Annotated in this window: 23 protein-coding genes; 11 read left to right on the plus strand and 12 right to left on the minus strand. The window is 66.5% G+C overall.

From position 1 onward, the window contains the following. From PNI01S_RS24420 to PNI01S_RS24440, 5 genes are all read left to right on the plus strand, one after another. The coding region (locus PNI01S_RS24420) for an aldehyde dehydrogenase family protein (RefSeq protein ID WP_143514270.1) at window positions 1-202 on the plus strand (202 nt) is incomplete at its 5' end. A 229-nt stretch (window positions 203-431) separates the two neighbouring features. Then, entirely contained in the window at window positions 432-1,136 is a 705-nt protein-coding gene (locus PNI01S_RS24425) for an NAD(P)H-dependent oxidoreductase (protein WP_038803440.1), read from the plus strand. A gap of 331 nt (window positions 1,137-1,467) precedes the next feature. Next, window positions 1,468-2,403 carry a LysR family transcriptional regulator gene (locus tag PNI01S_RS24430; RefSeq protein ID WP_037007681.1) on the plus strand — a complete coding sequence of 312 codons (936 nt, stop codon included), beginning with the start codon at window positions 1,468-1,470 and terminating at the stop codon, window positions 2,401-2,403. Between the two features lie 193 nt (window positions 2,404-2,596). Continuing rightward, window positions 2,597-2,791 (plus strand): hypothetical protein, encoded by a 195-nt coding sequence (locus PNI01S_RS24435; protein WP_024766827.1) that lies wholly within the window; start codon window positions 2,597-2,599, stop codon window positions 2,789-2,791. Between the two features lie 388 nt (window positions 2,792-3,179). Then, the gene (locus PNI01S_RS24440) at window positions 3,180-4,184 is read left to right on the plus strand and encodes a hypothetical protein (protein WP_084359544.1); all 1,005 of its coding nucleotides are present in this window, start codon (window positions 3,180-3,182) and stop codon (window positions 4,182-4,184) included. On the opposite strand, the gene mifR is transcribed toward PNI01S_RS24440, so the two are convergent. Next, window positions 4,166-5,500 (minus strand): sigma-54-dependent transcriptional regulator, encoded by a 1,335-nt coding sequence (mifR, locus tag PNI01S_RS24445; protein WP_024766829.1) that lies wholly within the window; start codon window positions 5,498-5,500, stop codon window positions 4,166-4,168. The two genes, PNI01S_RS24440 and mifR, sit on opposite strands and share 19 nt — an antisense overlap. Beyond that, window positions 5,497-7,260, minus strand: coding sequence for a sensor histidine kinase (locus tag PNI01S_RS24450; protein ID WP_037012776.1), 1,764 nt, complete (start codon window positions 7,258-7,260; stop codon window positions 5,497-5,499). The genes mifR and PNI01S_RS24450 overlap by 4 nt, the downstream gene beginning before the upstream one ends. Window positions 7,261-7,363: 103 nt before the next feature. Between PNI01S_RS24450 and PNI01S_RS24455 the strand changes: the two genes are divergently transcribed. Then, window positions 7,364-8,242, plus strand: a complete 879-nt coding sequence (locus tag PNI01S_RS24455; protein WP_084359546.1) for an alpha/beta fold hydrolase — start codon at window positions 7,364-7,366, stop codon at window positions 8,240-8,242. Beyond that, window positions 8,239-8,592: a DUF7079 family protein gene (locus PNI01S_RS24460; RefSeq protein ID WP_037012775.1), complete on the plus strand. Its 354-nt coding sequence runs from the start codon at window positions 8,239-8,241 to the stop codon at window positions 8,590-8,592. Before PNI01S_RS24455 ends, PNI01S_RS24460 begins: the two co-directional genes overlap by 4 nt. Here the strand turns inward: PNI01S_RS24460 and PNI01S_RS24465 are convergent. Continuing rightward, a complete protein-coding gene (locus tag PNI01S_RS24465) occupies window positions 8,589-9,053 on the minus strand; it encodes a DUF3301 domain-containing protein (protein WP_223186936.1) in 465 nt (154 codons plus the stop codon). The two genes, PNI01S_RS24460 and PNI01S_RS24465, sit on opposite strands and share 4 nt — an antisense overlap. Before the next feature lie 147 nt (window positions 9,054-9,200). On the opposite strand from PNI01S_RS24465, the gene pdxY reads away from it, so the two are divergent. Continuing rightward, complete coding sequence (pdxY, locus tag PNI01S_RS24470; RefSeq protein ID WP_045213929.1) at window positions 9,201-10,070, plus strand: pyridoxal kinase PdxY; 870 nt, start codon at window positions 9,201-9,203, stop codon at window positions 10,068-10,070. A 217-nt stretch (window positions 10,071-10,287) separates the two neighbouring features. Here the strand turns inward: pdxY and PNI01S_RS24475 are convergent, their stop codons facing one another. The 6 genes from PNI01S_RS24475 to PNI01S_RS24500 form a co-directional block, all read right to left on the minus strand. Continuing rightward, complete coding sequence (locus PNI01S_RS24475) at window positions 10,288-10,872, minus strand: YqaA family protein (RefSeq protein WP_024766834.1); 585 nt, start codon at window positions 10,870-10,872, stop codon at window positions 10,288-10,290. Window positions 10,873-10,876: 4 nt separating this feature from the next. Beyond that, window positions 10,877-12,580, minus strand: coding sequence for a YbaL family putative K(+) efflux transporter (gene ybaL / locus PNI01S_RS24480; RefSeq protein WP_024766835.1), 1,704 nt, complete (start codon window positions 12,578-12,580; stop codon window positions 10,877-10,879). A 209-nt stretch (window positions 12,581-12,789) separates the two neighbouring features. Then, window positions 12,790-13,269 carry an acyl-CoA thioesterase gene (locus tag PNI01S_RS24485; protein WP_024766836.1) on the minus strand — a complete coding sequence of 160 codons (480 nt, stop codon included), beginning with the start codon at window positions 13,267-13,269 and terminating at the stop codon, window positions 12,790-12,792. A gap of 201 nt (window positions 13,270-13,470) precedes the next feature. Then, complete coding sequence (locus PNI01S_RS24490) at window positions 13,471-14,229, minus strand: SDR family NAD(P)-dependent oxidoreductase (RefSeq protein ID WP_024766837.1); 759 nt, start codon at window positions 14,227-14,229, stop codon at window positions 13,471-13,473. A 296-nt stretch (window positions 14,230-14,525) separates the two neighbouring features. Beyond that, window positions 14,526-15,893 carry a glutamine synthetase family protein gene (locus PNI01S_RS24495; RefSeq protein WP_084359550.1) on the minus strand — a complete coding sequence of 456 codons (1,368 nt, stop codon included), beginning with the start codon at window positions 15,891-15,893 and terminating at the stop codon, window positions 14,526-14,528. Between the two features lie 195 nt (window positions 15,894-16,088). Next, the gene (locus PNI01S_RS24500) at window positions 16,089-17,483 is read right to left on the minus strand and encodes an aspartate aminotransferase family protein (protein ID WP_084359552.1); all 1,395 of its coding nucleotides are present in this window, start codon (window positions 17,481-17,483) and stop codon (window positions 16,089-16,091) included. 127 nt (window positions 17,484-17,610) lie between these two features. Here PNI01S_RS24500 and PNI01S_RS24505 point away from each other — a divergent pair, with 127 nt between their 5' ends. Continuing rightward, window positions 17,611-18,399: an SDR family NAD(P)-dependent oxidoreductase gene (locus PNI01S_RS24505; protein WP_065083751.1), complete on the plus strand. Its 789-nt coding sequence runs from the start codon at window positions 17,611-17,613 to the stop codon at window positions 18,397-18,399. A gap of 72 nt (window positions 18,400-18,471) precedes the next feature. After that, a complete protein-coding gene (locus PNI01S_RS24510; protein WP_024766839.1) occupies window positions 18,472-19,137 on the plus strand; it encodes a GntR family transcriptional regulator in 666 nt (221 codons plus the stop codon). A gap of 8 nt (window positions 19,138-19,145) precedes the next feature. Here PNI01S_RS24510 and PNI01S_RS24515 read toward each other — a convergent pair whose 3' ends face one another. The 3 genes from PNI01S_RS24515 to PNI01S_RS24525 all read right to left on the minus strand — a co-directional run bounded on the left by PNI01S_RS24515 (window position 19,146) and on the right by PNI01S_RS24525 (window position 20,927). Continuing rightward, a complete protein-coding gene (locus PNI01S_RS24515; RefSeq protein ID WP_017521498.1) occupies window positions 19,146-19,358 on the minus strand; it encodes a YgdI/YgdR family lipoprotein in 213 nt (70 codons plus the stop codon). Window positions 19,359-19,461: 103 nt separating this feature from the next. Next, window positions 19,462-19,863 (minus strand): SMI1/KNR4 family protein, encoded by a 402-nt coding sequence (locus PNI01S_RS24520; RefSeq protein ID WP_024766840.1) that lies wholly within the window; start codon window positions 19,861-19,863, stop codon window positions 19,462-19,464. A gap of 179 nt (window positions 19,864-20,042) precedes the next feature. Beyond that, window positions 20,043-20,927 (minus strand): Tim44 domain-containing protein, encoded by an 885-nt coding sequence (locus PNI01S_RS24525; RefSeq protein WP_038803436.1) that lies wholly within the window; start codon window positions 20,925-20,927, stop codon window positions 20,043-20,045. 256 nt (window positions 20,928-21,183) lie between these two features. Here PNI01S_RS24525 and PNI01S_RS24530 point away from each other — a divergent pair, with 256 nt between their 5' ends. Next, on the plus strand, window positions 21,184-22,944 hold the full coding sequence (locus tag PNI01S_RS24530; protein ID WP_024766093.1) for a cation:proton antiporter: 1,761 nt from the start codon (window positions 21,184-21,186) through the stop codon (window positions 22,942-22,944). Window positions 22,945-22,965 lie beyond the last annotated feature (21 nt).

Genomic DNA, 22,965 nt, shown 5'->3' on the forward strand with positions numbered 1-22,965 from the left:
TCTGTCCAGCGCCGTCTGGGCGGGCGATCGCGAAGATGGCCTGCGCCTGGCACGGCAGATGCGCGCCGGCCAATGCTTCGTCAACGGCGGTGCCTTCAACTACCGTGCGCCTTTCGGCGGCTACAAGCAGTCCGGCAACGGCCGCGAATGGGGTGAGCAGGGCTTGCACGAGTTCGTCGAGCTCAAGGCCATTCAACTCTGAGCGCCTGAACAGCGCCCTCTCCCCAGCCCTCGGCTTTGCGCTCTACCTCCTGCAGCCATGCAGTCGTCTCCCGCAAGCGGGAGAGGGGCGCAAAAGCGCTTCGGCGCGACCGGCGGGAGACGGTGCATGAATACGAATACTCCCTCGCCCTTCAGGGAGAGGGCTGGGGAGAGGGTGCCGAGCCAACACACCGATCCGCCAAGAATTGCCTTTCCGGCCAGGAATCCACATGAACGTACTGATCGTCCACGCCCACAACGAACCGCAATCCTTCAGCACCGCGCTGTACCAGCTCGCCGAGGAAACCCTCCGCGGCCAGGGCCACGAAGTGCAGGTCTCCGACCTCTACGCGATGAACTGGAACCCGGTGGCCAGCGCCGCCGACTTCGGCGCCCGCGCCAACCCCGAGTACCTGGTCTACGCCCTGGAACAGCGCGAAGGCGCCAAGGCGAAAACCATCGCCGCCGACATCCAGGCCGAACTGGACAAGCTGCTCTGGGCCGACCTGGTGATCTTCAACTTCCCGATCTACTGGTTCTCCGCGCCGGCCATCCTCAAGGGCTGGTTCGACCGCGTGCTGGTCTCGGGCATCTGCTACGGCGGCAAGCGCTTCTACGACCAGGGCGGCCTGGCCGGCAAGAAGGCGCTGGTGACCGTGACCCTCGGCGGGCGCGACCACATGTTCGGCGACGGCGCCATCCACGGTCCGCTGGAAGACATGCTGCGGCCGATCCTGCGTGGCACCCTGGCCTACACCGGCATGAGCGTGCTGCCGCCGTTCGTGGCCTGGCATGTGCCCTACATCAGCAACGACGCGCGCCAGGACTTCCTGCGTCAGTATCAGGACCGTCTGCAGAATCTGGAGAACGACCAACCGCTGGAGTTCGTGCGCCTGGAGCAGTTCGACGAGCGCCTCTACCCGCTGCCGCGCTAGACGCTTTTCTACAGGTTCTGCCTTCTGCCCGGTGTAATGGCTTGCGCCTGCCAATCAGCTGACCAGAAACGAAAAAGGGCGGCCATCCGAAGAAGGCCGCCCCTGGAGAAAGAGTCAGTCGCTGCAGCCAGGTATGCGCGGGGGAGAGGGCCGTCGATTGGTGTATCGGCGGCCGTACGATGAGCCTGGTATGCCCAACGTTGCTGCAGCGACTTGTCCGGCACTATACGTGGTAACAATCACTAAAAAACGACCCTATACTGCGATTCAGTTTTGCGGCGCGGACAATAATTGTCGTCGTCTCCTACAAGACGGATAAGCAGGGGGAAGGATGGACGTACTTCACGCGATGCGGGCTTTCGTCCGGGTGGTGGATGCTGGCAGTTTCACCGCCGCCGCCAACGCCCTGGGGTTGTCCACCGCCCAGGTCTCGCGCGTGGTTTCCGACCTTGAAGCGCAACTTGAAGCCCGCCTCCTGCACCGCACGACACGGCGCCTGGCGCTGACCGAAACCGGCGAGCGCTACCTGCTGCGCTGCCGGGAAATCCTCGCCGACGTCGAAGAGGCGGAAGCCGAGGCCAGCGGCGCGCACCTCAAGCCGCGCGGCCGGCTGCGCGTGCACTCGCTCACCGGCCTTGGCCAGCAGCACCTGATCCCGCTGATCTCGCGCTACTGCGAATCCTTTCCCGAGGTCTACATCGAGCTGACCCTGGCCCAGCGCCAGCCGGACATCCTCGAGGAAGGCCAGGACGTGGTGATCACCCGCGACCGCGAACTGCCCGACTCCGAGTTCGTCGCCCAGACCCTGGGCACTATCTACAGCGTGCTCTGTGCCAGCCCCGAATACCTCAAACGGCGCGGCACCCCGACCAGCGTCGCCGACCTGCATCAGCACCAGTGCCTGCGCCTGCAGGACCCGACCTTCCCCGAGGGCTGGGCCTTCGAGGAGGGCAATGAAGAGAGCGTGATCCGCCCGCGCGACACCTTCATGGTCAACGTTGCCGAGGCGCTGACCGGCGCAGCTGCCGCCGGCATGGGCATCTGCCTGCTGCCCAGCTATGTCGCCGCGCCCGCCCTGCGGCGTCGCTCGCTGGTGCGCGTACTGCCCCGGCACAGCTTGCACGTGAGGCACATCTACGCGCTGTACCCGTCGCGACGCTTCCTCGACGCGAAGATCCGCACCTGGGTCGAGTTCCTCAAGATGGAATTGCCGAAGATGTTCGAAGAGGACGAAGCAGCGCTCAACGATCCCGTCAACTGGGCATAAGGCCATCTCGGACCTTGGGCGCTGGCGCGGCAGATCGTCGCAGCCGCTCTATATCGGTGTTCTCGGATGATCGGCGCGGATTGTTGCTTTTTAGGCAATGCTTTGTTGGTTAGCTAGCTATTTTTCTACCCACTGTTGCGCCGTAACCTTTCTCCAACCCCGACCAATCGGGTGTTCAGAAAGGATCAACGTCATGTCCCGTTCGCTTTATGTTGCTGCCCTGCTGTCCGTCTGCTCGCTGTCCTTCACTCAGCTGAGCTTCGCCGAAGAATCGCGCCTGATGACCGACAAGATGGTCAAGGCCAACGAAGCAGTGATCGCCCAGCAGCAGGCCCAGTCCGCTGAGCAGACTGCCAAGGCCGCTGCCAGCAGCAACGCCGATTCCTGATCGGCCGCTTCCCCCGGGAAGTCCGGAGCGTGAGCCGGGCTTCTCAACACCTTGCGCCGCATACGATATGCGGCGTTTTTTTGCCCGCGTTTCAGGTGGTTGCCAGATGACTGTTACAGATGCTGTAACAGTCTTTCCCCGTCCGTGATCTGTATTCCTGTCTGATCGGTCAATATACTTGACCCAACAGCGCGGCTTTCGAGCAACGCCGTTACCGGCCTCACCGCCGGCAAGCTTCCCGACGCCGATTCTTGATTGCTCCAGATCGACGTCCGTCTCAAGGCCGCTGCTATCAGCGGCCTTTTTTTATGCGCGGTGGAAAAGAGCCGGCGGGCTGGTAGGCTGGGCTCACTCCGCGCCGCAGGCCGGATTCGACAAGGATGCCGAGATGACCAGTGACAATCCCTTTGCGACACCCCAGGCACCGCTCACCGCATCGAAAGCCGCTTTGGCATCGGTCGGCCGCGAGCCCCTGCAGTTCGTCGCCGCCATGATCGTGGCCGCGGCCGTGGTGTTCTTCGGCAGCAATGCCGTGCAGTGGATCTTCGACCTGGGCAACTACCGCGAGCGCCTGCCTCAGTACTTGCCGACCATGCTGGCGAACTGGCTGGGTGGGCTGGCTTTCTATGCCGCGGCAGTCCTGCTGCTGGTGCATTACCAGCGCGAGCGCCACGGTATCGCACGCTTCCAGCCGCTGGCCGGACTGTTGGTAGGCTTCGGCGTGGCCTATCTGATCGCCACCATTGTCGTCAGCACCGCCGTGTCCTACCTGAGCGTGTCCTTCTACCAGTGGGCGTTCGAGCAGGGCTCCCGGACCCTCTGGATAGCCCTGTATGGCCAGGTCAATTCGCTGATCAACCTGGCCCTGGGCTGCCTCCTGCCGCTCTGGCTGGTCCTGCACCTGGCGCGCTCACGGTGTGAACCGATGGCGCCGGGCCAGGCCGCCACGCTGCCTTCCTGGCATGTGGCGCTGGCGGTTGCGCTGTGCTTCACCGCGGTGATCTACAAGCTGGTCACGGCACTCGGCTACGGAGTGCTCTACCTGTACAGCGGCGCTGACGGCTGGCAGTCGGTATTCATGCTGTCGAGCTGCGTACTGCCTTTCGCCATCGTCATGACGGCCGTGCGGACTCGCCTGCCCGCCCGGCTCTCGCGCTTCGCCGCCGGCCGCGTGCTGGCCTGCGCGCTGGTGCTGCTGGCGCTGTGGATGGTCGCTATCGTGCTGGCGTCGGTCCTGGTGGCCTTCGCCGCCTACAGCTCGCTGAACTCCAGCAGTCTGCCGCTCTACCTGCTTCCGCCGGCGATCCTGCTGCTGGCGCTGCTCTGGCCGCTGGCGCGCTGGTGTACCGGCTGGTTCTTCGCCGAGCAGATGGCTCAGTCCTCGCCCAGGTAATCCCCACGGCTCAGCCCGTGGCGCTGCATCTTCTCGTTGAGGGTGCGGCGCGGCAGGCCGAGCAGCTCCATCACCGCCTTGATGTCGCCCTTGCACTGGCCCAGCGCCTGGCGGATGCACTGCGCCTCGTAGGCTTCCATGCGTTCGAACAGGCCGTTGCCGGCCGGCGCTTCCGGTAGCTCGGCGCGGTCCAGGCCGAGCACGTGGCGCTCGGCGGCGTTGGCCAGTTCGCGGACGTTGCCCGGCCAGTCGTGGGCGAGCAGGCGGGCCAGTTGGGTTGCCGACAGCGGCACGGCCTCGCGACCGAACTTCTCGCTGGCCAGCAGCGCGTAGTGCTCGAACAGCAGCGGGATGTCCTCGCGGCGTTCGCGCAGGGGCGGCAGGCGCAGCTCGGCGACATTCAGGCGATACACCAGGTCCTCGCGGAAGCGCCCGGCGCGGGCCTCTTCCAGCAGGTCCGGCTTGGTGGCGGCGATCACCCGCAGGTCGACCTTGATGCTCTGGTTCGAACCCAGGCGCTCCAGCTGCTGTTCCTGCAGCACGCGCAGCAGCTTCACCTGCTGGGCCAGCGGCATGCTTTCGATCTCGTCGAGGAACAGGCTGCCGCCGTTGGAATGCTCCAGCTTGCCGATGCGCTTGCCCTGGGCGCCGGTGAAGGCGCCGCTTTCGTGGCCGAACAGTTCGGTCTCGAACAACTGCTCGGGAATCGCCGCGCAGTTCAGCGCGACGAAGGGCTTGCCGGCGCGCGGGCCGAAGTCGTGCAGGCAGCGCGCGACCAGCTCCTTGCCGCTACCGGTGTCGCCACGGATCAGCACGTTCACCGGCGTACCGGCCAGCGCCATGATCTGCCGGCGCAGGGTTTCCATCGGCCGCGAGACGCCCAGCAGGCGGGATTCGATCTGGTCCTTGAGCGCCGCCTGCTCGCGCAGCTGGCGGTTCTCCTGCACCAGCCGGCGTTTCTCCAGGGCGCGGCGCAGGCTGTCGAGCAGGCGTTCGGGGGTGAAGGGTTTCTCGATGAAGTCGTAGGCGCCCTGGCGCATCGCCTGCACCGCCATGGGCACGTCGCCGTGGCCGGTGACCATGATCACCGGCAGGTCGCGGTCGAGCTGCTGCAGGCGGTCGAGCAGGGCCAGGCCGTCGGTGCCGGGCATGCGTACATCGCTGATGACCACGCCGGGCAGCTCGCGGGCGACGCCTTTCAGGCACTCGTCGGCGCTGCTGCACAGGCGCACTTCGAAACCGGAGAGTTGCAGCCATTGCTGCACGGCGTCGCGGATGGCGGCTTCGTCGTCGACGAAGAGAATGGTCTCGCTCATGGTCTGGATTCTTCGCTGGCGGCCGGCAGGCTGAGCCGGAATACGGCGCCGCCGGAGGGCTGGTTGGCGGCGCCGAGGCGCCCGCCGAGTTCGTGGACGATGCCGTAGGATACCGCCAGCCCCAGGCCCAGTCCTTCGCCCACCGGCTTGGTGGTGAAGAAGGGGTCGAAGACGCTGGCCAGGTGCGCCTCATCGATGCCCGGTCCGTTGTCGGCGACTTCCAGGCACCAGTGCTCGCCGTCGCGGCGCAGGGTCAGCTCGATGCGTGGCTGGGCGCTGTTGGCCACTGCGTCCAGTGCGTTGCGGATCAGGTTGACCAGCACCTGCTCCAGGCGGATCGCGTCGCCCAGCACCCAGGCCGGTGATTCCAGCGCCTGGCGGATGTCCACGCCTTCGGTACGGATGCGCACGGCCAGCAGTTGCAGCGCCTGCTCGACCACGTGGCCCAGTTCGATGCGCTCGCGCAGGCCGCCGGGGGTCTTGCGGGCGAAGGTCTTCAGGTGGCCGGTCAGCGCGGCCATGCGTTCGAGCAGCTCGTCCACGCGCACCAGCGCGGCGCGGGCGTCGTCCTGGCGGCCGGCATCGAGCAGCAGGCGCACGCTGGCCAGCTGCATGCGCTGGGCGGTGAGCGGCTGGTTGATTTCGTGGGCCAGCGCGGCGGACATCTGCCCCAGCGCCGCCAGCTTGGCAGCTTGCACCAGGCCGTCCTGGGCAGTGCGCAGGGCGGCGGTGCGCTGCTCGACCAGGCGCTCCAGTTCTTCCTGGTTGCGCTGGCGCAGGCGGGCCAGGCGCCGTCGCTGCTGCAGCCAGAGGACGAGGAATACCAGTGCCATCCATGCGCCGGCGGCGGCCAGGCGGGCGCTGGTGACGTCCGACTGCACGCCGCGGGTGTCGCGCAGCAGGTGCAGGGTCCAGTCTTCTTCCGGCAGGCCGACCGATTGCCAGAGGTAGTCGCCGCTGATTTCCTGGCCGTCGACACGCACCATGCGCGCATGCTCGCCGAGGCTTTCCAGCGTCCGGTGCGGCAACGCGCTGAGCGGCTGCCGGTGGTACTGGCGGGTATCGGCCAGTTCCGCGCGGGCCACCGCGTCCAGCGGCATCAGCTCGCGGTAGCGCCAGCGCGGGTGGTTGGCGAGGAACACCACGCCCTTGCTGTCGCTCACCAGCACCACGTCCGGGGTCTGGCTCCACTGCCGTTCGAGGTCGGGAAACTCCAGCTTGACCACGATGGCGCCGAGGAAGGTGCCCGCGTCGTCACGCAGTGCGTTGGACAGGAAGTAACCGGGAATACCGGTGGTCACGCCGACTGCGTAGAAGCGCCCGGCGCCCTGGGCGATGGTCTGGCGAAAGTAGGGCCGAAAGCTGTAGTTGTGGCCGACGTAGCTGGTCGGCAGGTTCCAGTTGCTGGCGGCCACGGCGAGGCCGCTGCGGTCCAGCAGCTCCAGCGTCGACGAGCGTGCCGCGCCGTTGATTTCCTGCAGCTTGAGGTTAAGCCGGTGCTGCACTTCGTCCGTCAGCGGGCCGCGCATGGCCGCGCGCAGTTCCGGGTCCAGCGCCAGCACGGAGGGAATGCTGCGGAAACGCTCGATCAGGGTATGCAGGGAACTGGCGTAGAGGCCCAACTGCTCATGGGCGGTTTCCGCCTCGGCCAGCAGCGCGCGGTGCCGCGCCTTCTCGCCTGCCCAGAACACCGACAGCACCAGCCCGGCCAGCAGGAGCAGGCAGATCAGCAGCAGGCGAAGGGGGCGGGTAGGCGACATGTTCGACGGTGTTCGACCAAGGGTCGGCGACAATAGCATGACCGCGCGCTGGTCCGGCGCCCCGCTGCCTCGCTAAACTGCCGCATCCCGATGGAGAGCTTCGATGCAGTTGTCGTCCTGGACCCACGAAGGGTCCGCCGGTTTCACCCTGCGCGGCTGGCGCAGCGAGCCCAGTGGCAAGCCGCTGCTGCACTTCCTGCATGGCAATGGCTTCTGTGGGCGTGCCTACGAGCCGATGCTGAAAGTCCTGGCGGAGGATTTCGAACTCTGGCTGTGCGACGTCCAGGGCCACGGCGACAGTGACCACGGCGGGCGCTTCCATGGCTGGAACCGCAATGCCGAGATGGCGGTGGAGGCCTTCCAGGCCGGCAACAAAGCCTTTGGCGACGTGCCGCACTACGCCGCCGGGCACAGCTTTGGCGGCGTGCTCACCAGCCTGATCCTCGGCCGGCATCCCGAGCTGTTCCGCCGCGCGGTGCTGCTCGACCCGGTGCTCTTTACCCCGGCGATGATCGGCGTGATGGCGCTTTCCGAAGTACTCGGCCTGCACAAGCGCCGCACCATGGTGCAGAAGGCGCGCTCGCGGCGCAGCCAGTGGCCGGACCGCGAGGCGGCCTACGCCGGCCTGCACGGCCGCGGTATCTTCAAGGGCTGGACCGACGCCGCGCTCCGGGCCTACGTGGAGAACGCGATGAAGCGCACCGAAGCAGGTGTCGAACTGAAATGCCGGCCCAGCCGCGAGGCGGAAATCTTCAGTTCCTTTCCCAAGCGCCTGTGGCCGTCGCTGGGCAAGGTGGTGACGCCGACCCAGGTGCTGTTCGGTGAGCGCACCTACCCGTTCGTGCCCAAGTCGGTGGCACGCTGGTGCGCTTCGAACACGGTGGTGAGTGGCCAGTGCGTCGACGGTGGCCACTGCTTCATGCAGGAGTTTCCCGAAGACAGCGCCGAGCGCGTGTCGCGCTTCCTGCTGGGCCACGAATGAACGACCCGGCCCGCGAGTCCGTCTGGCTGGCCCTGTCCGAGCTGTGGCTGGATACCGAGCTGGACGAGGCCGATCTCGCTACCATCGCGAGCACCCTGGCGATCAGCGGCTACTCGCCGGATGAACTGGAGGCGATCTACCGCCTGGAAGTGGCGCCGGTGGTCTGGAGCAATAGCTGGGTAACGGCGGGGGTGTGGGACGGCTTCGATCCCGACTGGCTGTTCGAGGGCTGCCGGCGCAACCAGAAGCGGCGCTATTCACTCTGGCATCGCGGACGCTGCCGGCTGCTACGCAAGGCCATGACGGCGGCGGTGGAAGAGGACTGGCGGAAGATCCGCGCGCAGCTCTAGTCGCCGACTTTCTTGCCCTGGTGCGTGCGGCGCCATTCGTCCAGGCGCACGACTTCTGCCTTGGCGCGCGGCGCTGCAGGGGTGTCGTCGAAGACCGCGTCGATAATCTCTTCGTCCACCGGCTGGGCGGTGGGATGGAAGGTAGCGACCGGCGAGAGCGGCATGCGCGGCTCCGGCTCCATGCGGAACGGCGCCAGCTCGACCCGGCCCAGGTGCTGGCCGAACATGGCGATGCTACCGGCGTAGCGTTCCTGGCCGGTGGCGGTGAACTCGAAGGCGTATTCGCGGGCCAGGCGCAGGTTGCCGCGGCCGTCGCGCTGGAAGCGGAAGCGCTGCAGGGCCATGGCGTCATCCAGCAGTTCCACGCCCTCGCGCGCGCAGTGCTGCTTGGCCAGGACCAGTGCACGCTCGCGGATGCCATGGGCGCGCCACCACCAGGCGGCGCCCGCGACAACCAGCATGAAAATGAAAAGATTGCCCAGGTCCACTTCGGCTTCCTCGGAATCGGCGCATCAGCTTACTCACTCCGCCGCCGGGCGGCGAGAGGGGGATGTTCACAGCGTGTGAATTGCGCCCCATACTGCCCCATTCTGTAGCAGGACACCGTTATGCCGCGCACTCCCCACGTTCTCGCCATCCAGTCCCACGTCGTCTTCGGCCACGCCGGCAACAGCGCCGCGGAGTTCCCCATGCGACGCGTCGGGGTGAACGTCTGGCCGCTGAACACCGTGCAGTTCTCCAACCATACCCAGTATGGCCACTGGACGGGCCAGGTGCTGCCGCCGGAGCAGATTCCGGCGCTGGTGGACGGCATCGCTGCCATTGGCGAGCTGGGCAATTGCGACGCGGTGCTGTCGGGCTACCTGGGCAGTGCGGCGCAGGGCCGTTCGATCCTCGAAGTGGTGCGCCGCATCCGCGAGGTGAACCCGCGTGCGGTCTACCTGTGCGACCCGGTGATGGGCCATCCGGAGAAGGGCTGCATCGTCGCCCCGGAAGTCGGTGAGTTCCTGCTCCACGAGGCCGCCGCGGTGGCCGACTACCTGTGCCCGAACCAGCTGGAGCTGGACAGCTTCTGCGACCGCCAGCCGACCTCCCTGGAAGACTGCGCGGCAATGGCCCGTGGCCTCCTCGTGCGCGGCCCGAAGGCGATCCTGGTGAAGCACCTGAACTACCCCGGCAAGCCGGCGGATGCCTTCGAGATGCTGCTGGTGACCCTCGACGAGACCTGGCACCTGCGCCGCCCGCTGCTGGCCTTCCCGCGCCAGCCGGTAGGCGTGGGCGATCTGACCTCGGGCCTGTTCCTCGCCCGTCTGCTGCTGGGCGACGACCTGCGCACAGCCTTCGAATTCTGCGCCGCCGCCGTGCACGAAGTGCTGCTGGAGACCCAGGCCTGCGGCAGCTACGAGCTGGAGCTGGTGCGCGCCCAGGACCGCATCGCCCATCCGCGGGTGAAGTTCGAGGCGGTGAAGTTGGGGTGATCTGAACGGGGTTTTAGGGGGGAATCCTGCGCTGGGTGCGCCCCTCACCCTAACCCTCTCCCGGGGGAGAGGGGACTGTCCTGAGCGGGTGGGCAGAGTGAAGCTCTCCGGCTGACGCCGAGTTATCCACAGAATGCTGATCGGCCCCCTCTCCCTCCGGGAGAGGGTTGGGGTGAGGGCATGTCCAGCTCGCTCCTACACCATCCCGCCTGCCGCCTCAGAGCATGTACTTGCCCAGCAGCAACCCGCCCACCACCATCGCGGTGAGCAGGCCGAACGCCAGCCCCAGGCGTTTCTCGATGGCCTCGCGCAGTGCCGGGCCGGCCCAGAACAGCAGGGCGCAGGTCGCCGCGAAACGCAGGGTACGCGCCACCACGCTCAGGGCGATGAACAGCACCAGATCGAGCTGGGTCACCCCGCTGGTGAGGGTGATCAGCTTGTAGGGCAGCGGGGTGAAGCCGCCGCCCAACAGCACCATCAGCCAGCCGAGCTCGTTGTAGCGCTCGGCGACCTCGGCGAAGTTCTCCTGCAGCCCGTAGAAGGCCAGGATCGCCTGGCCCACCGTCTCGAACAGCAGCAGGCCGATGAAGTAGCCGGCGATGCCGCCCAGCACCGAGCTGACGATGCAGATCGCCGCATAGCGCCAGGCCTTGGCGCGGTTGGCCAGCACCATCGGCACCAGCAGTGCATCCGGCGGGATGGGGAAGAACGAACTCTCGGCGAAGGTCACTCCGCCCAGCGCCAGCTCCGCCCGCGGATGGCCCGCCAGGCGCATGGTCCAGTCGTAGAGCCGGCGCAGCATGGCGTCAGGCCGACTGCGGCAGGTGGTCGTCGCCCGGTGCCGCGGCGGCGTCCTCGCGTTCGACTCGCTCGACCATGCCGCGGGCGATTTCGCGCTCGCCCATGATCACCAGGCTGGCGCCGTTCTGCTCCAGGTAATCCACTTCGGCGTCGAAGTGGGCGCGGGCGATGATGTCAAGGTTCGGGTTGATTGCCCGCGCGTGGCTGGCGATGGTCCCGGCCTCGAAACCGTTGGGAATGGCGATCAGCAGCCAGCGCGCCGAAGTGATGTTGGCCTGGGTCAGCACATCGGGATTGGCGGCATTGCCCACCACCACGCAGAGGCCGTGCTCGCGCAGTTCGGCGGCCTTCTCGCGCTTGTCCTCGATGACCACCACCGGCACCTTGTCCTTGCGCAGCCGCTCGCTCACCAGCGCGCCCACGCGGCCGTGGCCGATGAGGATCGCGTGGTTGTGCTCCAGCACCGGCGGCGGCAGGTCCTGGGGCTCCACCTGGACCACGCCGGGCTCGCTCTCGGCCTTCTGCTCCTGGCGCGCCTGCAGGCGGTCGATGGCGATGAACAGCAGCGGGTTGACCAGGATCGACAGGATCGCGCCGGCCAGCACCAGATCGCGACCGGCTTCGGGCAGCAGGTTCAGGGTGACGCCCAGGCCGACCAGGATGAAGGAGAACTCGCCGATCTGCGCCAGGCTGGCGGCGATGGTCAGCGCGGTGCTGTTGGGGTGGCCGAACATGCGCACGATGACGTAGGCCGCCACCGACTTGCCGAAGACGATCACCAGGAAGGTCGCCAGCACCGGCAGCGGCTCCTGGATCAGGATCGCCGGGTTGAACAGCATGCCCACCGAGACGAAGAACAGCACGGCGAAGGCGTCACGCAGCGGCAGCGAGTTCTCGGCGGCCTCGTGGCTCAGCTCGGACTCGTTGAGGATCATCCCGGCGAAGAACGCGCCGAGGGCGAAGGACACGCCGAAGATCACCGCCGAGCCGTAGGCGATGCCCAGGGCGATGGCCAGCACGGCGAGGGTGAACAGCTCGCGCGAGCCGGTCTTGGCGACGCGCTCCAGCACCCAGGGCACGAAGCGGCGACCGCCGACGATCATCACTGCGACGAAGGCCGCGACCTTGCCCAGGGTCAGCAGGATCGGCATCAGCAGTCCGCCGTCGCCACCGTCGGAGGTGCCGCCCAGGGAGCCGGCCAGGGCCGGCAACAGGACCAGGGTGAGGACCATCGCCAGGTCCTCGACGATCAGCCAGCCGATGGCAATGCGCCCGCGCTTGGTATCGATCAGCTGGCGCTGCTCCAGCGCGCGCAGCAGAACCACGGTACTGGCCACCGACAGCGCCAGGCCGAAGACCAGCCCGCCGCCGAAGTTCCAGCCCATCATCCACGCAAGGCCCAGGCCGAGCAGGGTGGCGACGCCGATCTGCACCACCGCACCGGGGATGGCGATGGCTTTCACCGACAACAGGTCCTTGAGCGAGAAGTGCAGGCCGACGCCGAACATCAGCAGGATCACGCCCAGTTCGGCGATCTCCACGGACAGCGCCTGGTCGGCGACGTAGCCGGGGGTGAACGGCCCGGCCAGCACACCGGCGAGCAGGTAGCCCACCAGCGGCGAGATACGCAGGCGGTTGGCCAGGGCGCCGAGGACGAAGGCCAGCACGAAGCCGACGGCGAGGGTGGTCAGTAACGGGGTGTGATGCATGGTCTGGGCTCCGGGCACTCAGGGAGCGACCGGACTGCGCATCAGCACCGGGTCGCTCGACGGTGGGTCACGGGGGCAAACCCGCGTGTGAAAAGTTTAGGCGTAGTAATCAATTCCTACCTTGCTTTCACGCAAGGGTAACCTGTTGACGCATTGGGAAATTTCCGCGACACGCGGGATTTCTTTTCAGGAAATGTCGCGAACGTCCGTCATTCGTCGCGAAGCTCCTTGTAGCGCTGTTCCAGCTCCTGGCGAATTTGCCGACGCTGTTGGGCCTGGGCGAAGCGACGTTTCTCGTCCTTGGTCTGCGGATCGAGTTGCGGCACGACGATCGGCTTGCGCTCGTCGTCCAGCGCCACCATGGTGAAGAAGCAGCTGTTGGTGTGGCGCACGGACTTCTCGCGGATGTTCTCGGTCACTACTTTCACGCCGATCTCCATGGAGGTGCGGCCGGTGTAGTTCACCGAGGCAAGGAAGGTGACCAGTTCGCCGACGTGGATCGGCTGACGGAAGATCACCTGGTCCACCGACAGGGTCACCACGTAGTAGCCGGCGTAACGGCTGGCGCAGGCGTAGGCGACCTCGTCGAGGTACTTGAGCAGGGTGCCACCGTGGACATTGCCGGAGAAGTTGGCCATGTCGGGGGTCATCAGGACGGTCATGCTGAGCTGGTGGTTGCCAGGTTCCATGGAATTCTCGGGCAATTGTCTGGGGAAAAGGAAAGGGGCCTCACTCTGGACAACCCGAGCGCGGCTGGCGACACAGTTTTTTCTATATCCCTGATTGAGCAGCGGCGCCAGTGGACCCTTCGCCAGCGGTGTATCTGCCGTTCGAACAACGCCCTGAACGAAAACGGGCGACCCCTGGCCGCCCGTTCACGTCGCTGCGCTTCAGCGCCCGGCCGAGAGGCCGAAGTCGATGGCCAGGTCCGCACCGGTGATGGCTTCGGATTCCGGCTTGCAGAGGTACCAGACCAGCTCGGCGACTTCCTCCGGGCGGATGAAGCGCGCCACCTTGCCCTGTGGATAATCCTTCAGCAGTTCGCGCTTGTAGGCCGCCGGGTTGCCCTGGCCGTAGCGCTCGGCCTGGTAGTCGAGCATCGGCGTGGCGATGTCGGCCGGCGAGATGGCGTTGACCCGCACGCCGGATTCGGCGAGTTCCAGGGCCAGCGTGCGGGTGAGCATGGTCAGCGCCGCCTTGCTCGCACAGTAGGCCGCGGAGCCGCGATAGGCCTGGCGGCCGGAGTCGCTGGAGATATTGACGATGCTGCCGTGGTTTTCCTTGAGGTAGGGCGTCGCGGCCTGGCACATGTAGAACGCCGCCTTGAGGTTGACCCCCAGGACCAGGTCGAAGTCGTCCTCGTTGAAGTCTTCCACCGGGCCTTCGCGCCAGACGCCGGCGGCGTTCACCAGGGCATCGAGGCGGCCGGTGCGGGCGAGGATGTCGGACATCAGGCTGTGGCAGTTGTCCGCTCGTCGCAGGTCGCCGACGGCGGTGGCGTCCAGCGGTACTTGCGCGTTCAGCGCATGCAGGCCGGCTTTATCCACATCGGTGGCGGCGATGCGCCAGTGGCTTTGGGCGAAACGTTTGGCGATGGCTTTTCCGAGGCCACCGGCAGCGCCGGTGATCAGTACGACGGGAGTGCTCATTGTCTACGGGTTCTCCCTGCCTGAGAGAGGACGGCGGCCGGCAGGCAGACCGGCGGCGCCGCGTTGACCACGGAAGCGCTCAGCCGCGCCCCGTGGAACTACTGACCAAGAAAAGACCAGAATCTTCACTCTGGCAGGGTAAATTTTTCGTAAGTCTTTTGCGTGTCGGCGGGTGAGCTGATTGCTGGGCGCAAAATGGCGGATAACGCTTCGCGTTATGCGCCCTACGGGAGCCCAGGGGACATCTTACGTAGGGCGAATAGCCGTTCACGGTTATCCGCCTTTCGGTCAGTCGTTCAGGCGTGATGCAGATACCAGCGCCAATCCTGCTCGCCGACTTCGCCCATGAACTGGCGGAACTCTTCCCACTTGATCGCCAGGAACACCTTGAGGAATTCCTCGCCCAGCGCTTCGCGCGCCCAGGTGGAGGCTTCCAGCGCGCGCAGCGCGGTGAGCCAGTCGGTGGGGAGGAATTCGGTGGCCTGCTCGTAGCCGTTGCCGACGATGGGCGCGCCTGGGTCGATCTGCTCGCGGATGCCTTCATGGATCGCCGCAAGGATCGCCGCCGCCGCGAGGTACGGGTTGGCGTCGGCGCCGCAGATGCGATGCTCGATGTGCCGGCTCTTCGCCGGGCCGCCAGGCACGCGGAACGACACGGTGCGGTTGTTCACGCCCCAGCTCTTGGCCAGCGGCGCATAGCTGTTGGCCTGGAAGCGGCGGAAGGAGTTGGCGTTGGGGCAGAAGATCGCCAGCGAATCCAGCAGGCGCGCCATCATGCCGCCGATGGAGTGGCGCAGCAGTGGAGTGCCGTGAATGTCTTCGCTGGCGTAGAGGTTGTTGCCCTGTTCGTCGGCCAGGCTGACGTGCAGGTGCATGCCGGAACCGGCGCGGTCGCCGAACGGCTTGGCCATGAAGCAGGCCTGCAGGCCGTGCTTGTTCGCCACGCCCTTGACCAGGCGCTTGTAGCGCACGCCTTCGTCGATGGCCTGCATGACGTCGAAGCGGTGCTCCAGGGTCAGCTCGACCTGGCCTGGCGCGTACTCGGAGATCGCCGTGCGTACCGGCAGGCCCTGCACTTCGCAGGCGGCGTAGAGGTCGTCGAGGAACGGCTGCAGTTGTTCGAGCTCGTAGACGCCGTAGACCTGCGGCGCTTCCGGACGGATGCCGTTCATCTGCAGCGCCGGCTGCGGGCGGCCGTTGGCGTCGCGCTGCTTGTCCAGCAGGTAGAACTCCAGCTCCACCGCCATCACCGGGTGGAAGCCGTCGGACTTCAGCCGGTCGACCACGCGGGACAGCGCCTGGCGCGGGTCGGCGGGCGTGGCGGGCAGGCCCTGGGTCGGGTGCATGCTCACCTGCAGCTGGCCGGTGGGGCTGGCGCGCCAGGGTTGCAGGGTCAGGCTGCCGGGCAGCGGGTAGGTCCAGCAGTCGGCGTCGGCCACTTCCCAGACCAGCCCGGTGCCTTCGACGTCCTCGCCCTGCACGGTCAGCGCGAGGATCGAGCTGGGCAGCGGGCGGCCGTTGTCGTAGATCGCCAGCAGCTCGTCGCGGTGCAGCAGCTTGCCGCGCGGGATGCCGTTGGCGTCGATGATGAAGAGTTCGATGCTGCGCACGTCCGGGTGGGCGGCGAGGAAGGCTTCGGCTTCCTTTCGATCGGCGAATTGCATGGTGGTCCTCGGTGGGCGCGGGGCGCCGGGGTGTTCTGGGTTGGGGCGACTGGCGTTATGTCGGGCTTCCCTCTCCCCCGCCCTCTCCCTGAAGGGAGAGGGAGCTGTCCGTGCCGGCTGACGTTGAGGTTTCATCCTGCGCCGAACGGTCCCCTCTCCCTTCAGGGAGAGGGTTAGGGAGAGGGGCTCTAAAGGTCAGGCCTCGCGCGCGCCGGGAATCGCCAGCAGCTCGGTGATGCCGGCATCGAGGGTCTCGATCAGGCGATCCACGTCCGCGGCAGTAGTGTCCGGGCAGCACAGGGTCATGTTGTGGAAGGGCGTGATCAGGATGCCGCGGTTGATCAGGTACAGGTGCAGCGCCATCTGCAGCTCGTCGTGGAAGGCCGCTTCGGCCTCGGCGCCCGTACGCGGGGAGACGGGGCAGAACTGGAACTCGCTGCGCGCGCCCAGCTCGGTCACCGACCACTTCAGGTCGTGCTTGGTGATCAGCGTGCGGAAGCCATCAGCCAGGCGCTTGGCCAGCGGCAGCATGTGGTCGTAGGCCGCCTGGGTCATCACCTGTTCCAGGTTGGCGCGCATGCAGTGCATGGCCAGGGCGTTGGCCGAGAGCGTGGTGCCCATGCCGCTGTGGCCGTGCCCGTGGCTGTCTTCCTGGGCGCTCTGGCGCGAGGCGGCCATGCGTTCGGCCATCTCCGCGCTGCAGCCGAAGATGCCGCAGGGCACGCCGCCGGCGATCGGCTTGCCGACCACGAAGAAGTCCGGGTCGAGGTTCCACAGCTGGGTGCAGCCGCCGATATTGGTGGAGATAGTGTGGGTTTCGTCGATGATCAGCAGCGAACCGTACTTGCGCGTCAGTTCGCGGCACTTCTGCATGAAGCCCGGATCGGGCAGGACCATGCCGATGTTGGTCATCGCCGGCTCGCACAGCAGGGCGCAGACGTCGCCCTGGGCCAGCGCGGCTTCCAGCGCCTCGACGTCGTTGAAGGGGATGGAGCGGCTGTGCTGGGTCAGGTCGTAGGCCTGGCCGACCAGGCCGGAGCGGTGCACGGTTTCGCCGTCGCGGTAGCGCACCATCACGTCGTCGACGGTGCCGTGGTAGCAGCCGTCGAACACCAGCAGGGTCTTGCGCTTGGTCACCGCGCGGGCCCAGCGCAGCACGTAGCGGTTGGAGTCGGTGGCGGTAGCGGTTACCTGCCAGTAGGGCAGGCCGAAGCGCGCGGCGAGCAGCTCGCCGCAGACCACCGCGTCTTCGCCGGGGAGCATGGTGGTCAGGCCGCGCGCGCCCTGTTCGGCAAGGGCGCGGGCGATCGGCGCCGGCGAGTGGCCGAACATGCTGCCGGTATCGCCGAGGCAGAAGTCCACGTAGTCATGGCCGTCCACGTCGTAGAAGCGGGCGCCCTGGGCGCGTTCGACGAACAGCGGGCAGGGCGTGGACCAGTCGGCCATCCAGTGCATCGGCACGCCGGCGTACAGCGACTGGTGCGCACGCTCGGCGAGGGCGACGGACTTGGGATTCTGTTCCAGGAAGCGCTGGCGCTCGCGGGCGGTGAAGAGATCCACGGCCTGTTGGGCGATTCCGCTGGCAGTCATGTTGCACACCTCGTTTGTTATTTCGCACATCTTCCATTTGTGATCACAAAAATGTCAATACAGCGAAGCGACTGCCTGATAATCTGCCCTGTAACGAATTTTGTGATCACAGAACAAGAAGATGCCCATGAAAGATGTCACGAATGAGTCCGCCTGGGCCGGCCAGGTAGCTCTGGTCAGCGGCGCCGGCAGCGAGTCCGGCATCGGCTTCGCCAGTGCCCGCCGGCTGGCGCGCAACGGTGTGAAGTTGCTGCTCACCGCCAGCAGCGAGCGGGTCCTGCAGCGGGCGCAGGAGCTTTGCGCCGAGGGCTTCGAGGCCCGCGCTCTGCCCGCCGACCTGACCGATGAAGGCGACGTCCTTGCCCTGGCCGAGTGGGCGCAGGCGCAATGGGGAAGGGTAGACGTGCTGGTGAACAACGCCGGCATGGCCATGCAGGGTAGCCCCGAACCCTTCGCCGAACTCGCGGCGATGGACCTGGCAACCTGGAACCTGTCGCTGGCGCGCAACCTGACCAGCGCCTTCCTGCTCACTCGTGCGCTGCTGCCGGGCATGCTGGAGCGCGGCTACGGGCGCATCGTCAACGTCAGCTCCACCACCGGCACGCGGGCCAGCAATCCGGGCGAGTCGGCCTACAGCGCGGCCAAGGCCGGAATGCTCGGCATGAGCATGGGGCTGGCGCTGGAAGTGGCGCAGCGCGGGGTGACGGTGAACAGCGTGGCGCCGGGCTGGATTGCCACCGGCTCCAGCAGCGAAGAAGAAATCCAGGCCGGGCGGCGCACGCCGCTGGGTCGTTCCGGGCGACCGGAGGAGGTGGCCGCCGCCATTGCCTTCCTGGCCTCGCCCGAAGCCAGCTACATCACCGGCGAAGTGCTGGTGGTGGATGGCGGCAACTGTCTGATCGAAAACAAGGGATAAGCGAGATGAAGCACGACTGCAGCCTGACCTTCGCCCAACTGCCGGCGCCGCCGGCCGGGCGGGAGTGAAACCATGGCCGACAACCTTCAGGAACAGCTCTACCAGAACCTGCGCCAGGCCCTTTTGAGCGGGCGCTTCCAGCCTGGCGAGCGGCTCAAGATCCGCGACCTGGCTGACGAATGGGGCACCAGCCCGATGCCGGTCCGCGCCGCCCTGCAACGCCTGGTGGCAGAGGGCGCGCTGGAAGGTGAGCCGCAGCGCTCGCTACGGGTGCCGGTGATGACCCGCGAGCGCTACCTGCAGATCCTGCAGGTGCGGCAATCCCTGGAGGGGCTGGCGGTGGAGGATGCGGCGCGGCACCTGCGGCCCGCCGACATGGCCGTGCTGCGTGATTGCACCGAGCGCATGGAAAACGCGCTGAACGCCCGTGACGTCCATGGCTACCTGGAAGCCAACAGCCTGTTCCACCTGACGCTCTACCGCGCCTGTGGCAACCCCACGCTGCTGCGCATGATCGAGGCGCTGTGGCTGCAGGTGGGGCCGTTCTTCAACCGGCTGTTCACCGAGGCCGACCTGTCGCTGCGCCTCAACGACTTCCACGAAGACACCCTGCAGGCGCTGGAGCGTGGCGATGGCGCAGGCGCACGCAAAGCCATCGAACAGGACCTGGGCTACTGCGGCCAGTACCTGCTCAATCTGCTGGAGCTGGAAAGCGGGGGAAGGCTGGGGGCGCGCTAGGGCGCCCTTCAGGGGGTCTTGATGAAGCGGACGTTGTCCTTCTTGATCAGGATCGTCTCGCCGTTCAACTGCTCGAATTCGTAGTAGTCATTGTATTTGTCGTAGTCGGAGTGATCCTTCACCAGGATTTCGCTGCCGTCCTGCAGCGTCACCACGGCCTTGTCGGCGCATCCGGCGAGGCCGAGCAGCAACAGGCAGGTGAACAAGGCTTTCAACTTCATAGTTTCTCCACGGGGCATCGTACCCGCCCGGGCAGCAAGGGCTGGAGGTACGCTGGGTTGCCTGTGTGACCATGGAAGTTTCAGGAAATTCCGACATGGGGCTTCAAGTATCGAGCCATACGTCGCGTGCCCAGGTCCAGACGGAGTCCCAGGTTTCCTCGGTGAGCTCGCCGTCGGCCCAGAGAATCACCTCGCCGTCCTCGGCGACCGCGTAGTAGTCGTCACCGTCGGCGCAGAGCGGGATCAGCTCGCGCGGCAGGCCATTGGCCCAGGCCACGGCCGCGACTTCCGGCAGGTAGGTGTGGGACTGTGGATCGGTCGCCGTGACGGGTTCCAGGCGGCCATAGACGACGTCGCTGACCAGCAGGAGGAACTCGCGGAATTCCGACGGAATGCCGATCAGCAGCGCTTCCTCGATCTCCACCAGCAGTTCTTCGTCGGGCAGTTCCAGCGGTACCGGAACCGGCTCGTTCGCTTCACGCAGTTTCTCGATCACATCTTCCACAGACGGGGCCTCTCTATATTCGACGAATGGCGCGCTTTATACAGTAGTAGCCGGCCCTCCGCGCAAGACCACTGCGCGGGCGCCGTCCGGACGAGCGGCGGGGGCAGGGCAAGCCTGTGGCCGATGTGCAAAAACGAAAAAGCCCGGTAATCGCCGGGCTTCTTCTTCACGCGCTAGGGTCAGTTCTGGCGGATGCCAGCCACCAGCCAGGGCTGGTTGTCGCCCTGGGCGCGCTCCATGCGCCAGCTTTCGCTGAAGGGTTCGCCCTGGTCGAAGCGCGAGGACTTCGACACGCCGCTGAAAGTCAGGGTGGCGATGGTCTTGTCGGCCTGGTCATCCACGCCCTCGAGCTGCACGTCGAGGTTGTCGATGTAGGTGGACTGGTAGCTGTCGCCCAGGTCCGCGCGCTCCTGCTTGAGGAACTGCAGCATCTGCGGGGTGACGAATTCGGCGATCTTGTCCATCTCGTTGGCGTCCCAGTGCTGCTGCAGGGACATGAAGTGCTCGCGGGCGGCGCCGATGAAACGGGTCTCATCGAACCAGCTCGGGGCGTTGATCACCGGACGGCTGTCCATCACCGGGCGGGACGCGCCACCGAAGATCGACGGCGGAGCAGTCGGCATTTCACGCTGCATCGGCGCATGGCCGCCGGCCATGGCGGGCTGCTGGCCCTGCTGCTGGCGGCGACGCGAAGCGATGAAGCGGAACGCGATGAAGGCGATCAGCGCGATGATCAGGATGTCGAGGAACTGCATGCCCTGGAAGCCGTCGCCCATGAACATGGAGGCGAGCAGGCCACCGGCGGCGAGGCCGGCCAGCGGGCCGAGCCAGCGCGAAGCGCCGCTCTTGGCAGCGGCGCCGGCAGCGCCTGCGGCGGCACCGGTCGCGGCCGGGCCGGCGGCAGTCGGGGAATTCGGCGCGGCGTTGGGTTGCGCCTGGCGGGTCTGGTGGCTCGGCGCAGAGCCCATGCTCTTGCCGCCACCGAAACGTTTGGCGGCGTTGACGTCGAGGCTGAGCGTCACGGCGACACAGAAGGCCATGGCAAGGCTGAGAAAGCGCTTCATCGTTGTCATTCTCTTGGTTGGTATACGACGCACGTCATGTTGCAGGCCGGGGCCGGTGAGGGCCAGCCGGATTTTGTTTCGTGCTGTTGCCCTGTTCGGGCCCGACCCCTGATATGGGGGCGGTTGAATCCCTTTCCAAATCAGTCTGTTACTGATTCTTTCAGAGCCGCCTGTCGGAAGGCTCGGATGGTAGGCTTCGCTGAGCGAGGCCGTCAGCCGCGCGATCCCTGACCCCACGCCGCGAGGACCGCCGACCATGCATGCCATCGACTTCATCCAGGACCTCGCGGTGATCATGCTGATCGCCGGTTTCGTCACCATCCTCTGCCACCGCTTCAAGCAGCCGGTGGTGCTGGGCTACATCATCGCCGGGGTGATCATCGGCCCGCACACCCCGCCCTTCGCGCTGGTGCACGACGAGGACACGATCAAGACCCTCGCCGAACTGGGGGTGATCTTCCTGATGTTCTGCCTGGGGCTGGAATTCAGCCTGCGCAAGCTGTTCCAGGTCGGCGCCACGGCCTTCATCGCCGCGTTCCTGGAAATCACCCTGATGATCTGGGCCGGCTTCGAGATCGGCCGCCTGTTCGACTGGAGCACCATGGATTCGCTGTTCCTCGGCGCGATCCTGGCGATGTCTTCCACCACCATCATCATCAAGGTCCTGGGCGACCTGAAGATGAAGAACGAGCGCTTCGCCCAACTGATCTTCGGTGTGCTGATCATCGAGGACATCCTCGGCATCGGCATCATCGCCCTGTTCTCCGGCATTGCCGTGAGCGGCACGGTGGAGGCCGACCAGGTGTTCTCCACGGTCGGCAAGCTGAGCCTGTTCATGGTCGTCGCGCTGGTCGTCGGCATCCTGCTGGTACCGCGCCTGTTGGCCTACGTGGCGAAATTCGAAAGCAACGAGATGCTGCTGGTGACGGTGCTCGGCCTGTGCTTCGGCTTCTGCCTGCTGGTGGTGAAGCTGGAATACAGCATGATCCTGGGTGCCTTCCTGATCGGCGCGATCATGGCCGAGTCGCGCCAGCTGATCCAGATCGAGCGCCTGATGGAGCCGGTGCGCGACATGTTCAGCGCGATCTTCTTCGTCGCCATCGGCCTGACCATCGACCCCAAGGTGCTGGTGGACTATGCCGCGCCGATCCTGGTGATCACCCTGGTGGTGGTCGCCGGCAAACTGATCTCCTGCGGTGCCGGCGCCTTCATTGCCGGCAACGACGGGCGCACCTCGATGCGCGTGGGCATGGGCCTTTCGCAGATCGGCGAGTTCTCCTTCATCATCGCCGCGCTGGGCATGAGCCTGGGCGTGACCAGTGACTTCCTCTACCCGGTGGTGGTCGGCGTGTCGGCCATCACCACGCTGCTGACGCCCTACCTGATCCGCTCCGCCGACCCGCTGGCGCTGTACCTGGGCCGCAGCCTGCCATCACCCATGGTGCGGGTGTTCAGCCTGTACGGCGAGTGGCTGCGCAGCATCAAGCCGCGGGGCGACAAGGCGATCCTCGCCGGAATGATCCGGCGCATCCTGCTGCAGGTCGGGGTCAACCTGACCCTGGTGATCGGCATCTTCTTCGGCCTGGCGTTCTTCGCCGGGCAGATCGGCCAGTGGCTGGCGCAGTTCGTCGAGCCCGAGGCGCTGCACAAGGCGTTGATCTGGGGCGCCGCGCTGTTGCTGTCGCTGCCGTTCCTGATCGCCGCCTACCGCAAGCTCAAGGCGCTGGCGATGCTGCTGGCGGAAATGGGCGTGAAGGCGGAAAGCGCCGGCCGCCACACGGCCCGCGTGCGCCGGGTGATTTCCGAGCTGATCCCGCTGCTGTCGCTGGGCGGCATGATGCTGCTGCTGGCGGCGCTCAGTTCGAGCATCCTGCCGCCGGGTGAGTTGCTGGTCGTGGTGGCACTGATCGCCGCGCTGGTGATCGCGGTGTTCTGGCGCTGGTTCATCCGCGTGCATTCGCGGATGCAGGTGGCACTGATCGAGACCTTCGAGCAGAACGGCGGCGGGCATCACTGAGCCCGCCGGTCGAGCGGGGGA

The sequence above is a fragment of the Pseudomonas nitroreducens NBRC 12694 genome, assembly GCF_002091755.1.
In the GTDB taxonomy this organism is placed as follows: domain Bacteria; phylum Pseudomonadota; class Gammaproteobacteria; order Pseudomonadales; family Pseudomonadaceae; genus Pseudomonas; species Pseudomonas nitroreducens.